Annotated in this window: 12 protein-coding genes; all 12 read right to left on the bottom strand. The window is 41.7% G+C overall.

From position 1 onward, the window contains the following. Positions 1-214 precede the first annotated feature (214 nt). Positions 215-640, bottom strand: coding sequence for a hypothetical protein (locus G8O23_RS16285; RefSeq protein ID WP_166366801.1), 426 nt, complete (start codon positions 638-640; stop codon positions 215-217). Between the two features lie 227 nt (positions 641-867). Further along, the gene (locus G8O23_RS16280; protein ID WP_166366799.1) at positions 868-3,486 is read right to left on the bottom strand and encodes a hypothetical protein; all 2,619 of its coding nucleotides are present in this window, start codon (positions 3,484-3,486) and stop codon (positions 868-870) included. 41 nt (positions 3,487-3,527) lie between these two features. Then, positions 3,528-4,355, bottom strand: coding sequence for a GLPGLI family protein (locus G8O23_RS16275; protein WP_166366797.1), 828 nt, complete (start codon positions 4,353-4,355; stop codon positions 3,528-3,530). A gap of 132 nt (positions 4,356-4,487) precedes the next feature. Further along, a complete protein-coding gene (locus tag G8O23_RS16270; RefSeq protein ID WP_166366795.1) occupies positions 4,488-4,685 on the bottom strand; it encodes a hypothetical protein in 198 nt (65 codons plus the stop codon). A 285-nt stretch (positions 4,686-4,970) separates the two neighbouring features. Further along, positions 4,971-5,243 (bottom strand): helix-turn-helix domain-containing protein, encoded by a 273-nt coding sequence (locus G8O23_RS16265; RefSeq protein ID WP_166366793.1) that lies wholly within the window; start codon positions 5,241-5,243, stop codon positions 4,971-4,973. A 457-nt stretch (positions 5,244-5,700) separates the two neighbouring features. Next, a complete protein-coding gene (locus G8O23_RS16260; protein ID WP_166366791.1) occupies positions 5,701-7,002 on the bottom strand; it encodes a 6-bladed beta-propeller in 1,302 nt (433 codons plus the stop codon). A gap of 96 nt (positions 7,003-7,098) precedes the next feature. Continuing rightward, a complete protein-coding gene (locus tag G8O23_RS16255) occupies positions 7,099-8,175 on the bottom strand; it encodes a 6-bladed beta-propeller (RefSeq protein ID WP_166366789.1) in 1,077 nt (358 codons plus the stop codon). A gap of 116 nt (positions 8,176-8,291) precedes the next feature. Then, complete coding sequence (locus G8O23_RS16250; protein ID WP_166366787.1) at positions 8,292-9,338, bottom strand: hypothetical protein; 1,047 nt, start codon at positions 9,336-9,338, stop codon at positions 8,292-8,294. Between the two features lie 78 nt (positions 9,339-9,416). After that, positions 9,417-9,638, bottom strand: coding sequence for a hypothetical protein (locus G8O23_RS16245; protein ID WP_166366785.1), 222 nt, complete (start codon positions 9,636-9,638; stop codon positions 9,417-9,419). A gap of 153 nt (positions 9,639-9,791) precedes the next feature. Further along, positions 9,792-11,060: a 6-bladed beta-propeller gene (locus tag G8O23_RS16240; RefSeq protein WP_166366783.1), complete on the bottom strand. Its 1,269-nt coding sequence runs from the start codon at positions 11,058-11,060 to the stop codon at positions 9,792-9,794. Between the two features lie 69 nt (positions 11,061-11,129). Then, on the bottom strand, positions 11,130-11,366 hold the full coding sequence (locus G8O23_RS16235; protein ID WP_166366781.1) for a hypothetical protein: 237 nt from the start codon (positions 11,364-11,366) through the stop codon (positions 11,130-11,132). Positions 11,367-11,533: 167 nt separating this feature from the next. Further along, positions 11,534-13,134, bottom strand: a 1,601-nt coding sequence (locus tag G8O23_RS16230; protein WP_219932574.1) for a thioredoxin domain-containing protein, incomplete at its 5' end; no start/stop codon positions are given.

Here is a 13,134-nt window from a genome sequence, read left to right as displayed (position 1 = left end):
TCGCCTGAAGAGTCCCATAATTTTAAAGTTTTTTGTCGAACTCAAAAATAGGGGATTCTGAGGGCATTTTTAAATTTCGTACTTTCGGATGCTAGTGTAGTTAAACATTAGGTTACCTGCATTGAGGGTGATAATCGTACCTTCTATGCAAATACAGTAATTCAAACTAGCGCAAAGGTATTGAATATTGTTTTGAGAACAGCCTTGAGAACTTTTAAAAATTAGCCGTTAGCCTAATGCCTGCTATAGCATATTTAGCATTATTCTGATTACCATACTGTAGGTCGGGCATAAGCTTTAGGGCATAGCCATTACTCTGGAATGCCATATTTTTGACCTTGGCAACCCTCACCACGTCGACAATGGCCCAGGCACGTATAATTCCAGTGGCAACAATTCCCACAAACATTGTTTCGCGTGCCCCAGCGGGCGGATATCCTGAACTTTGATCAACCCACATAGACATTGAAATCCCCATAACAAAAACGCTAAAGGCGGCCAGCTCCGCAGCAAAAACACCAGCGCCCCTCAGGGGCTCACCAACGTATAGGTACCCAGCTGCCGGGAACACAAAATTCAACACTCCAGCTGCTACAGGCGAATACTTTGGATCGTGTACCTGCTGCAGATAGTTTTCCAATAACACCTCATTTTTGCAATGGCGATACTTAACCCTTTGCCCAAAAGACGAAAAGGGTATCAGTAAAATGATAAGTAATACAAGAGCGAGATATGGTCTTTGCTTCATGAGTGCTACTGAATAAACTTTATTGTGAGAGAATAGGCAAATCGCTCGCGCCATTCTATTTTGCTAATGTAACAATTTCCCAAATCATAAATCTGTTGATGCGGAATTAACAATCCATCTTATCTATTTCTACCGAATGACATAAGAACGGAAAAAATAAATTCACGTGGGCGAATATCGTACTGAGTTGTAATAATGGAGAAATCGTCCTCGTAGTGGTTTACATACTTGGATGTATTAAACAAATTTCTACACTGCATACGAAAGCTGATTCGCTTACCCTTGGGCTTAAAGCTGTATAATAAATTGGCAAAAACCGCATCATGCTTATCCTGCCCTTCCCTTTTTGAGCTATACAATTCTGTTTCGAACCCCAAAATATGCTGTGGCTTTGGGTACATAAAAAAATTGATTTTTTGAGAGTTGTATCTTACTGTTGTTTTTGAAAACTCCGACTCGGATGTGATGTGCTTAAGCTCAATAGAGTAATCGGCAGACCAAAATTTTGAGTAATTTAAAAGTAGGCTAGGTTTAAATGTAACAACCTGTTGGTTAAAATCGGCAAACCTACTGCTTACTAAATGCTGCATTGTCATATCTCCAAAATCCGCATTTAGGCCAACTGTGGTTTTTATTGAGCTTATGTACCACTTTATTTCAGAAGATAAATTGTTCACTACAGATGTATTATCCTTATTGATTGACTGGTACAAAAACATGCCGTTGGTTAAAACCGTTTTGTTAACAAGCATATTGCTTTGGCTATAACTTCCTGAGTAATGAACTGAGGAGAACAAACCTAGTGTTGGTGCCCTGTAGGTTAAACTTGCATTATAGCGAATGGCATTTCTTTCCGAAATTGCTGAAAGATCCCTTTTTATCAACCTATGGCTAACAATAATATTACCCTGAGCCAAACTATTTGGCGAACTAATTGACTGGCTGTACGATACTGAAAGCCTAGCCGAAAGGTTTGGTATAGGCTTATACCTTACCGATGCTCTCGGAATAAAGGCTAGGTAGCTAGGGGCTTGGCTGGCATTGTGCATTTTATCGTTTACATCGTACTTAGCAAATCGCAGAGGTGCCGCTATGTTAATTACAACATCGTTGTTTTTGTACTCTAGGTCTTCGGTAAATTGAGTTTCTAGCTTGTACCAGCTCAATGAGTTTCTCAAAGAATCGGCTGTTTCATTGTTGGTGAAAGTATTTATACTTGTTCTGTGATCTTCATGATGGTAATTCACCTCTAGGGTTGAGCTAGCTAAGAACCGTTTAATTGGATAGGAGTACTTTAGCTTGTTGTGGGTTGCAAAATTTGTGTTAGTAATTTCTTGTTCTATTTCAGAGCCATTCACATCCGTAAGTATGAGAGTGTTTGGGCTAAAACGTAGTGCTTGAGGTGAGTGGTTGTAATCAACTACCGATTCTACAAAAAAGAGCCTACTATTTATAGGTTTAACTAGTTCGAAATTATTTGATATGGTCTGATGCGGTATTATGCTTCTTACAGTTTGGTTTGAATGGCTATTAATTAAAGCTCTTTCGGAATCCCAGAACCCCCCGTAACTTACCTTGTTTACAAGATACCGCTTACTAACATTCTGTGTAATGGTTGCTTCAAGCGTAAAGCTATTGTACTTATATGAGTTCGACTGGTTTTCAACCAGTACAATGGTTGTATCGGGCATAAAGTAGGATGAAGTAATACTTGAATGCATATCAACCCAATCGTTGTAGTATGAGCCATTTAGCTTAATCTCTGTATCACCGTATCCTTTAGTTAGAAAATTGAACGTTAGCAGGTTGGCCTGATTTTTCAAGTATTTGTTTTTCGATATATTAGGACTTGCCAAACCTGGAACACCCAGGTAATTCTGCTTAAGCAAAGTAGCTCCGCTTATACTCCCTCCGCTTATACTAAGGCTTTGATGCTGGGGCAGAAGGTCGCTGCCCGAATTATTAGATTGCCAACTCCCTATTGCCTGCATATTACGATTAAAAACCATTGGTGTAGCATTGGCCTCCCAGATTGCAGGATAACCTCCGGCGCCAACCTCCAGACGTCCTGTTAAGCTCGTGTTCCGCTTAAGCTTTATGTTAACAGATGTTTGATTGGTTTCAGTAACACCTTCCAGCAACCTAACTGGCTGGTGGTTGTGAAGCACCTCAACGCTGGCCACCGACGAGTGGGGAATATTGCTGTTTGCAATTGCATACCGTTGCTCTAAGAGGTCTAAGCCCTCAATGTAATACTTTTGGATTGGTTGCCCCTGGTAGCTAATTTTGCCCTCAGTATCAACATCAAAGCCAGGCATTCTGGCAATTACATCGCCTACAGAAAAATCCTTTTGTTGCATAAAACTCGATACTATGTAGGTTGTTGTATCATTTCGGCTAATTATGCTAGGTGCCTTAACAATAACCTCATCTATACTATGCTGCGCATATTTGACTGGGATTTTTAGAGACTGAGGTGTATTTGCAATGGTATGAGTAGTCTCCTCAATGCTTAATGACTTAACAACAAGCACCAGTGAATCGCATTCGCATTTAGCATTAAGCTCAAAATGGCCGCTACTATTAGAGAAACCATAACCAACAATTTCGCCGGTTTTGCTTTTTGCGTGCACTATCACAGTTGCCCTCAGGTTTACCTCTTCGTCATGGTTACCATATAGCGTCCCCCTTACTAATGTTTGAGAAAATAAAAGATTGTTGGAAAATAATAATACCAAAAAACATGCTATTGCCTTGCCCATTGCCCTTGCCTTTATCCTTAGAATTGTTCCACTAGATTGTTTAGATTTACAACTCTGCCAATTGCTCTAATCTTCATCTCCTCATTGCTAAAGGTGAAGTTGTCAAGCTGGTCGATAAGATCGCTTTTGCTTGCTTCGAAAGCACGGGAAAACCCTCTACTACTAACATTTATACATTTCTCGGTAGTAACATACATAGGTTTTGGGCTTGGTTTTACCATACCGTTAAGCGAAAACACATGCTCCCTTTGGGTGTCGTATAGCTTTACAATTAGCCCAGGCAAACCGCTAAACTTATATGGCCCGTCGTTTATGGGTATTTCGGGTGCAAACCACGCTATGTAATCTCTTCCTGCGTAAGTTGTCCTAGCCATTATGCAGTGAATGTTGCCCAATATTGTTGAATCTCTCGTTGGGTCTATCTCCCAACTTATCTCAACAGATTCCTCAACCTTGAATAGGGTGGATGCTTCCATTGTTTTGCCAATAAAGATTGTTTTATTAACCGATGCATATTCCTTTACTACTACGTAATTTAACAATATTGGAACTGGTGAACCGCTTACCTGAGGCATAATTTTGGAAACAGCAACACTAGGAGGTTCATTGGCATATAGAGCAAAGAGGGAATCAGCAAAAGCTTTATTCACACTCTGAAATTTAGAGAACGAATTTCCAACTTCGAGTAACATCTGATGATTTTTCTCTGTTGCACTATTCCCTCGCTCATGTAAGTAGGAGTAATCGTAGTAAAAAATATGCGAAACCTTATCTATCTCCTTAACGTTTTGTGCGCCTACTATGCTTGTTACAAGCAATAAGGTCAATTGAAATAATAACCTCATAAACATTAAATTAAATTTGAAAAATGCTTTTATTTCCCTAAAAAAATTGTACCCCTTTAATAATCATATCAGAATCCTATGTGTTCTGGAAAAAAGGAGGATAGATCAAACTATCCTCCTAATCAAACTTACCTAGCACACAATTTCAGCTATCGCCCATGCTTTACTAATAATCTCAGTTGTAGTTTCACCACATATTTCACCAGAAAAAGTTCCATTGTCACACTCAATTGTGTATGGAACGCATACTCTTTCTGAGTTGGCTACAGCCGGTAAAGCAAATGCCAATAGCCCAAGAATCGCAAGCTTTCTTAACTGTTTTTTCATCATTTTGAAGTTTTAAGTTAATAAATTAGGTTAACCAAAAAAAAACCATTGGGCCCATTCAGGATGTTTTGGTAAACCAAAGGTAGGTTTGCTCGGGGAAATGACATTTCCCCGGGGTTTTTGGCGATATTCTGGAACCTAGCAATTTTGCCAAAATTGTTTTAACGTGCTCATTTTATTTTTATTACAACCCCAAAAACACAGGTATTTACTTTTAAAAAAATACTTCTTGACGCTTATTTAGAGCAATTACAAATATCGTTGAAGTAAAAAAGAGGGGGTAACATGCTATTCACCTCCCCCATTTCCCATAGAGTTATCGTCATTAGCAACCACCGGCTCGTATCCGAATCGAAAGGTTACGGCCTTAGAGTAATAATAGGTGCTACGGTAGCGACAGAATTCGATCCTAGCACCTAATTTCCGCAAATCGGAAATGTATTTTTTTACCGTGCGGTCGGTTACACCTAAACGCTGAGCTAACTCGGCGGGTGAGCCTGTACTGCCACTTTTAATAAGCTGGTGGAGCCTTTCGAGCTGATCCTTCACTTGTAATATCATTGCGGTTTGTTGGTTGTTGGTTAACAAATAGGGTAAATCTGTGCAGAGAGAGTATGCCCCTCTACTATATGTGTCGCCAAGTGCCAATTTGTGACAAGCTATTTTGAAGTTTTTTTTAATAAAGCACGAGCCACTTCGGCATCTCGCTGGTATGCTGATCGTTGGGGAATGTTAAATTTTTGCTTTTGAAAGGGTTGGGGGGGGGTAGACTTAGAAAGGTTGGGTGCAGTAAGTTTACATCAAGTTCGCCCCACGCTGCTGCACGAACCGATCTTATATAGGGGAAACTTGACCAGAGAGTTCGGCAAAGCCAATCGGTTGCAGGGTGGAATTGGTGAAAGCCGAACCACTTAGGCCAAATAGGTAAATTACCTTGGTTAAGCTAAAGGTAGGCAGGTGCCTGCAAAAATAGGTGGACGGTGGCACAGCCAACCGCCCAACTGGGTCTTAGGGTAAGCTACTCCTCAAACGTTACCACCATGAGCACCGGGTTATCATCGTCCTTTAGGCGGTTGGCCAGGGCCTCGAGCTCGCGCTTGCGCTCGGGGTACTTGGGGGTGGAGTTGCGGAACGCCTCCGAGGCCACGTGAGCCTTCAGGTCGTAGGCGTTGAACCAGCTCACCAGCGTGCGCTCGTTGGGCGAGTACATGGGGGCAAAGTTAATGCCGCCATCAATATCATTCTCAATACCCAGGGGCTCCAGCTGGTGGTCTACGCCCGATGGGGCAACAAAGAAAAACTCCGTTGTGGCTTTGTTATACACGCCGAGGATATCGTACTTTTTCTCGATTAAAGCTATTCCAGTGTCGACAGGTGGACGTTTGAACTTGAAGGGATAACTTTTCCCGAAGCGAACGGTAAACAGCAAGTGGTTGGTTGTTTCAAATATTTTGGATACCACCATCGCTCCTTTTACACGATCGAACATAGGGCTATTAACGGGGACTCCAAGGCATTCGTATGGTAATCCTAGCGTACCTCGATTAATTACGTATACTGGTTTTAGTATATCATTTTGAATTTCAAAAATTGTATCGTTTGTTCGGTGGGTAACCCTTACCCTGTCTTGAAACAGATAGATTTGCCCATCTGTCATATTGCTACCTTTGGCAAGATGCATAGAGGATTCTCCCAACTTTGGAGTGAGAATATCAAAAAAACTTCTGTTATCCCATCGTCTTATAACTTCTCCTTCATAATTAATCTCAATTATTCTGTCGCGCTCCCTACCAGAGAAGTTTGGAACTTGAACAATAAACGTAGAGTCGGCAGTAGGCATCCAGTTCTGGAGTTCTAAGCTAAAGTGACGTTTTGGAAAGGGAATGATTCTAGCGTTTTCTCCGCTTGGGCAGTAGATAAACATTGAGTTTTTTATGAGACAGGGCACGTAAATGTCTGGCTCATCTATCTTCAACTCCCCTTTTATTGCGTAGTCGTTTGGCCCCTTGCCCTGTCTGCCCACTTTGCTAATATACTCCCCAGCTTTGCTAAATAAAACGATATTATAAGGGTCGCCAGCAACAATTAGGTTATCTGAAATATCAAGGGCATTAATCTGTTTTAGGATACTGCTAGGGCCCGATTCGAGTGGAATATAGGTTACGTTACAGTTCAGGTTGCCTAACAACAGGGGTTTAAAGTTTTTAATGTTATTCTCAAGCTGTATCTCGACATACCCATTGTCGGATAAGAGAGGGTTGTTCTTACATCCTCCAAAAAGTGATGAGATGATAACCAGTATGGCCAATGTGTTTCGCATAATCAATTGCGCTATATTTGTATTATTGAGATGAATAGAAGTGTCCCCCGCACTTTTCGGGGGACACTTCGAAGCTTACTCGCAAATTACTGCATCTTAAATCGCCTTCATAATAAAAACTACGGGATTATCGTCCTCGTTAATGTTTTCAATTAAATGATACATTTCATAGGCTTCTTTAGTAAAGTAAACTAAACCAGTCATTGGGTCTAACGGTGTGAGCATTACATTTCCAGTGTTCCATAGGTCGTCGTCGAAACCGTGGGGCAAATTGCGTTTAATCCCGGTGTTGCGATTGCAATAGAATGTTGCACCTTGCCTCATATGGTTGTAGTTCACCATTAGCGTATTATTCACCATAAACATATTGGTAATCTTGAAGTACTCCTCAAGTGCCTTTTCGCCAGAGATTCCGAAGTTAACTTTACAATATGGCCTTAACCCATTTGCATTAATATGATAAAGGGTGTCTCTAACCACAGGCTCCGATAACAGAACTGGGTAGTAAATAAATCTACCATCGTGAACATTAGAGATACACCAATGGCTTGGTGATATTGCGCCTTGTTCAAACGGGAATTCGAGACGTTTTACGGACAGAGTATCGATGGGAACGCCCTGCAGCGTATATCTGATAAGGCTAGTTGTATTGGCGAATGTACCAACGGGAGTTCTTTCCCCTAGCATAGTGGCAATAAGCCATAACTCGTCATCTATCACATCCATAAATTCGGGGAGAAGTGTCTGGGTAAAATCAGCTTTGTAGTTTCCATCTAAATCGTACTGCAGTACTTTATGGCCTCTTGAAGTTATGTAAATGGTTTGTCCAATGCTATCAATGGCTATGCCATTTACACCCAGGTATTCACCTGGTCCTTTACCCTGCTTGCCAATGCGCCTTACGAAGTTCCCCTCCAAATCGAACTGCAGCACCCTTTGGCCGGCATCGTTTACAAAAAGGTATGATGAGGTTTTTTTGATATTTACGATTCGTGCAACCATACAATGGTCATGGGTTTCAAGGGGAATCATTTCAACAGGAGCAAAAGCGGTTGATAGCGACTCACTGCTGGGCTTGTTCATGTCAACGATAATTGTTCTCAGATTTTCCTTTGAGTTATTGCAGGAGTACAATGCAATAACTATTATTGATATTATAGCGATTGGCTTCATCTTCTTGTAATTTTGAAAGAGAATATAGTTAAATAGTGATCTTTCTGAATGAAATAAACTCAAGGGTATTATAAAAGAATTCTTTTTGTAAAATATATTATTAGGATTAACATAAACTAATCCAAAGAGAAAAAGAAAACAATAGGATTTACCTGTTGTTTGCAGTAGATAGTGCTACCTTTTAACTCTGCGGTTTGCTTTATAAAGTATGGCACGCCTTGGCTTAATCTTATCTTAAACAGACCAGTTTGCAGAATATCATCATTCAGGCCTGACGTTAGTTTACCCTGTCGATTCCATTGATACTGAATGTTGAAATGTTTCTCCGTTTGGGGAGAGAAGATGTAATCGTAGCAAGTTCTACCACGAAAGTAGTTTATAAGTATGGCATCGTCAATAAAGCCAAAAGATGTTTTAATTGAGTCGGCAAAAGTTAGGGAAGAGTTGTCTTTGAAATTAATCTTCCACTTTAGTTCGAGTAAACCATTTTGATAAGCAAATATATTGTTTTGCATAGCTGAAGCAATATAAATGACATCACCATTCCTTTCTACCCAAATATTAGGATAAAATAAAACATTTGCATTGAGGTATAACTGAGGAAGAGTGTATTGAAAGCGCCTGATTGTTTCTGTTTTGCCTTTATTTTTTGCCGATTTTATTAGCCGAACCTCACTCTTTCCTGCTTTTGTTTCGTTTGCCTGATACCATACCAAATTATCATATACTGCAATAATATTATCCCCTTTAAAGAACTGTTTTAAATTGCCTTCGTAGTCGTACTCCCTGTATCCATCTTTGCAGTAGGTGTAAATCCTGTTGCTTTTAACATCGTAACTCATATAGCTTACATCCCAAGTGCTTAATCCACTCGTGCTGTCAAGTGGGCCAAGGTATTTACCCTTTTTATCGAACACCAAAACCCTAGCATAGAAAAATTCCTCGGGCGTTTTGCATTCCAAAACGTACAACTTATCATTGATAAAATAAACATCTTTGATAGGACCTAAGGCAAATCCAGTTTCCGAGAGGGGAACCGGGTTAAGGGTATTAGTAACCTCGGATAGGTTTATGGTCTTAGCTGCATCGATATCAATGGTAATACTATCAATGCTATTAGAAAGGGCAACTACCTGAGTAAGTAGACTAATAATTAAGTACATAAACATAGGGATATTGTCTTTGAAATTAAATTTAAAATAATGTGGGCTATGGAATATCCATAACCCACATTGAGTAAACTATTGACCAGTGCACGTTGCTCCTGCACCATCACATAAATGGTGCATTCCCCAAAGTGCATCTCCCAAACTATCAGCGGTTACTCTTATTTGGGGTGACTGAGGATTATCAGAAAAACCACAATAGCAGGTGAATGATGACGAACCTCCCTTTATTTCTTTCATCTCCTCCGCGCTTAGCCTGCGCTCGGGGTTATTCAAAATTGATTGTAAGGTTTTCATAGTCTGTAAATTTAGTTGTTTTTAATTTTAAGGCATAATTCTTTAAAAATGGTTAGCGTATGCTGTAATGCTATACACTTTGGGAAGCCGTGGCTTCTGGTTTTTTTTTCAGACCCTAAGGGTTTTTAAAAACCCTTAGGGTCTTAGGGTAAGCTACTCCTCAAACGTAACCACCATGAGCACCGGGTTGTCATCGTCCTTTAGGCGGTTGGCCAGGGCCTCGAGCTCGCGCTTGCGCTCGGGGTACTTGGGGGTGGAGTTGCGGAAAAGATCAGTTGCAACATAATCTTTTAGATCGGCAGCTTGGATTACACTAATAAAAACCCCGCCATCAACAACAAATTGTGGGAAGAAGTTTATCCCTCCATCAATATCATTTTCAAGCCCAGTTGGGCTTGGTTGGACAAGAGGGTTTGTAGGTTTAACAAAGAAAGTTGCGCGCGTTTGCTTACTAAATACTCCGAGTATCGGAAAAGGGATATTCCTATCAACTTGAGGAATATCTTTAAAAAACTCAAATGGGTAGTGCTTTTTAAATTCCGTTCTAAACAATATGTAATCTTGAGTTTCAAATATCGAGAGGATGTCAATAGAGTTACCCCATAGGACATTAAATTCATCCTTTACTAGCATATCGTAATTGCTGGGAATCCCATACCTCCCTCGATGAAATATCGCTCTGGGGATAAGGCTATGACTAACTTCCCATAGTGTATCAAGGAAATGATCCTTAAACATTACCCTGCTGTCTATAGTATAGAAACTACCGTGATTTCCAAAGTAAAGGGGGTTTGATTCCCCATTAGTTGCTATACTATTTCTACCGTAACCCTCAATAATATCTCCTTCCTGGGTTATTCTTGCAATCCGGAACCTGATATCTCTATTAATGTTTGCAACCTGTACCAAGAAAGTGGTGTCATCGCATGGCATCCAGCTGGGCCAAATGGGCGAGAATGATCTGGATGGGAATGGTATTGCCTTCAAAAACTCACCATTAGTGCTGTAGCAATGCAGCTTGCTATCGGCTCTGCAATCAGGGATATAAATCTTATCGTTGCTAAATCGTGGAATTCCGTTGATTGCTATTTCTTTTGGACCTTTTCCGTGGCTGCCTACCCCTCCTATATATTTACCAGATATGAGATATAGGTCAGTACGATTGATTGTCTTCACAACTAAGAGGCTGTCGGTCATATCCACGCCATGGATACTCTGGTAAAAGTTCCCTGAGGTACTCTGTAATGGGATATACCTTATGTATGCATTCAATTGGCTCAATGAGAGGTTTTTGAAATTACCAACATTCGATTCAATGTCAATAATCAATGTTTCGGAGTATATTTCGTTGGGGTTATGTTTGCAACCAGTTATAATTAAAACAATTACAATGAAAGTGATTAAGATTTTATTCCTTGCCATCTCTTATATTATTATGTTTTAAAGTTAAGCCAGAGTATTTGTTTTAAATACTCTGGCTTAGTTATAATTTTAGTACGAGTTGCAGGTGACAAATGCAACCCAGTCGCTGTAAACCTCAGTGAGGTCTTCACCAGCATCTCCACAATCTCCAGTCCCAGCATGGCCTATAAGGGCGTGGTTAATAATTTCACCATCGGGCAAGTGAAAATCGCAGGTGCAATATTGTGCACCCCCTTTCAGGTTTCGCATCTCCTCCGCGCTAAGCCTGCGCTCGGGGTTATTAAGTATTGATTCTAAGGTTTTCATAATCTGTAAATTTAGTTGTTTTTAAATTTTAAGGCATAATTCTTAAAAATGGTTAGCGTATGCTGTAATGCTATACACTTTGGGAAGCCGTGGCTTCTGGTTTTTCATTACCTTTACGTCATGTACTACCTCCTTTCTTTTTTTGAGAGGGCGGTTCGGGCAGGGAGCTACGGGTGTGCAACCGGTGGGGCTTCCTGCCCTTTGCGCCTCTGGGTTATCAATAGTATTTCGGGTATGTAGTGCCTTAGGTCGTAAGTGCTATAGGTTTGCGGAAGCTTAAAGCCATTCACCAGCACGTGGGGCGTACCTGTTACCCTAAATTGCTCAAAAAGTGTCTTGCTACTCGTTATCCACTCATTAAGGGTTTGGTTATCCACTGTGCTATTATCTGTTAATTGCTGTTTTAATACTTCAGCAGGGTTTGCATACCACTGCCCAAGTAGGTTCAGGGCTGCTTCCTCGCCCTGTTGTTTGTATTTAGCAACAAGGTGGTTTAGCACTTGCAGCTGCTCCTTGCTAGCAGGGGGTGCTATTATCAGCTTTAGCCCCACCTGGGAACTCTCGGCAAGCAGCTTACGTATGGCTGCAAACTCAGCGGCGCAGTGTGGGCACTGCAGGCTCATGAATGCAGCTAGGCTTACAGGGGCATTCGGCGGGCCAAAGTAAAACCCATTGTGGGCGAGCGGCACATCGCCCACAAGCTGGTGCGCCATGAGCGTTGCGAATACCGCGGGTTGCCGTTTTAGACCAAGGAACGCCTTTCGCTGCTGCCGGTAGTGCTGCTTTGCCTCATGGTGCAGCTTGTACAGCACCCAAATTGCCGCTACAACGGTTAGCGTTGTTAGCCCTAGCGCCACAGCGGGTAGGGTTACGGTTAAGCCGGGGAGCAATTGGGCAAGCACAACGAATTCGGCCAGCAGAACCACCTGTACGCTTAGGCAGAGGGGGCACCACCTGCGTAGCTTGAGCTGTGCCCACACCGTGTAGATTGGCGCTAGCAGCGCCACCGTACTTAAAATTACCAACAGGTTAAGCTGCCTTGCCATTAGTAGCATAAGGGTTGCCACAAAGTAGATTAGCCCCGCATCGGCAAGTCCAATGGGGACCAACAGCTTACCAGCCTTCGACTGGAGCACCGCGTTGCAATCGGTTTTGGGGGTAAGGTGGCAAATCCTCTCGGTTAGGCTTAGGGGTGAGCTTAGCTCGTGGAGCACCAGCATGATGGTAAGGCTTAAGCCCAGCAGCTTGGTAATGGGCAGCAAATACCCCAGAGCACCCGTTGGGTAGTCGAGCCCAGTATGGGAGACGAAAAGGTGGCCCATAAGCATCAGGAATCCTAGAAGAACCAACGCGATGGGCAAGGCCCTAAACATTTCATCATTCCTGCTATACCCATTACCCAGCTTTGCTTTGGGTTGGTTGGGCTCGATAATGACCACTGCTCCCGAGAACAGATTTGCAAACGCGTGAAGCGCCATCCGTTTTCTATTCCCAGAGCTTAGTAAGAGTGTAACCTGTGAACTTTTAACCTGCTCAACGAGCACTAGCTGCCCACCACTAGCTGTAAGGTGTGCAATGAAAGGTTTGTTAATCAGCGATAATTCATCCTTCCCCAGCCGAATGGCATGATGCTTTACGCCAATTTGCGATAGTACATCACTAATACTTTGGCTAAATATTATTTTGAGGTGCTGGAGAAGAGTTATTACCTTTGGGTATGGAAACACAAGAAAGCCTAAAGGCCTTATTGTCGGTATTTTTTCCTGAG

This window comes from Perlabentimonas gracilis, from assembly GCF_011174675.1.
Classification (GTDB): domain Bacteria; phylum Bacteroidota; class Bacteroidia; order Bacteroidales; family Tenuifilaceae; genus Perlabentimonas; species Perlabentimonas gracilis.
Note: the sequence above shows the minus strand (reverse complement) of the source record. Positions and strands in the feature narration are given on the sequence as shown.

Excerpts from the sequence above, each read along its gene's own strand:
- G8O23_RS16260 (WP_166366791.1), bottom strand. The coding sequence starts at position 7,002 with ATGCGAAACACATTGGCCATACTGGTTATCATCTCATCACTTTTTGGA.
- G8O23_RS16240 (WP_166366783.1), bottom strand. The coding sequence starts at position 11,060 with ATGGCAAGGAATAAAATCTTAATCACTTTCATTGTAATTGTTTTAATT.
- G8O23_RS16255 (WP_166366789.1), bottom strand. The coding sequence starts at position 8,175 with ATGAAGCCAATCGCTATAATATCAATAATAGTTATTGCATTGTACTCC.
- G8O23_RS16235 (WP_166366781.1), bottom strand. The coding sequence starts at position 11,366 with ATGAAAACCTTAGAATCAATACTTAATAACCCCGAGCGCAGGCTTAGC.
- G8O23_RS16245 (WP_166366785.1), bottom strand. The coding sequence starts at position 9,638 with ATGAAAACCTTACAATCAATTTTGAATAACCCCGAGCGCAGGCTAAGC.
- G8O23_RS16275 (WP_166366797.1), bottom strand. The coding sequence starts at position 4,355 with ATGAGGTTATTATTTCAATTGACCTTATTGCTTGTAACAAGCATAGTA.
- G8O23_RS16270 (WP_166366795.1), bottom strand. The coding sequence starts at position 4,685 with ATGATGAAAAAACAGTTAAGAAAGCTTGCGATTCTTGGGCTATTGGCA.
- G8O23_RS16265 (WP_166366793.1), bottom strand. The coding sequence starts at position 5,243 with ATGATATTACAAGTGAAGGATCAGCTCGAAAGGCTCCACCAGCTTATT.
- G8O23_RS16250 (WP_166366787.1), bottom strand. The coding sequence starts at position 9,338 with ATGTACTTAATTATTAGTCTACTTACTCAGGTAGTTGCCCTTTCTAAT.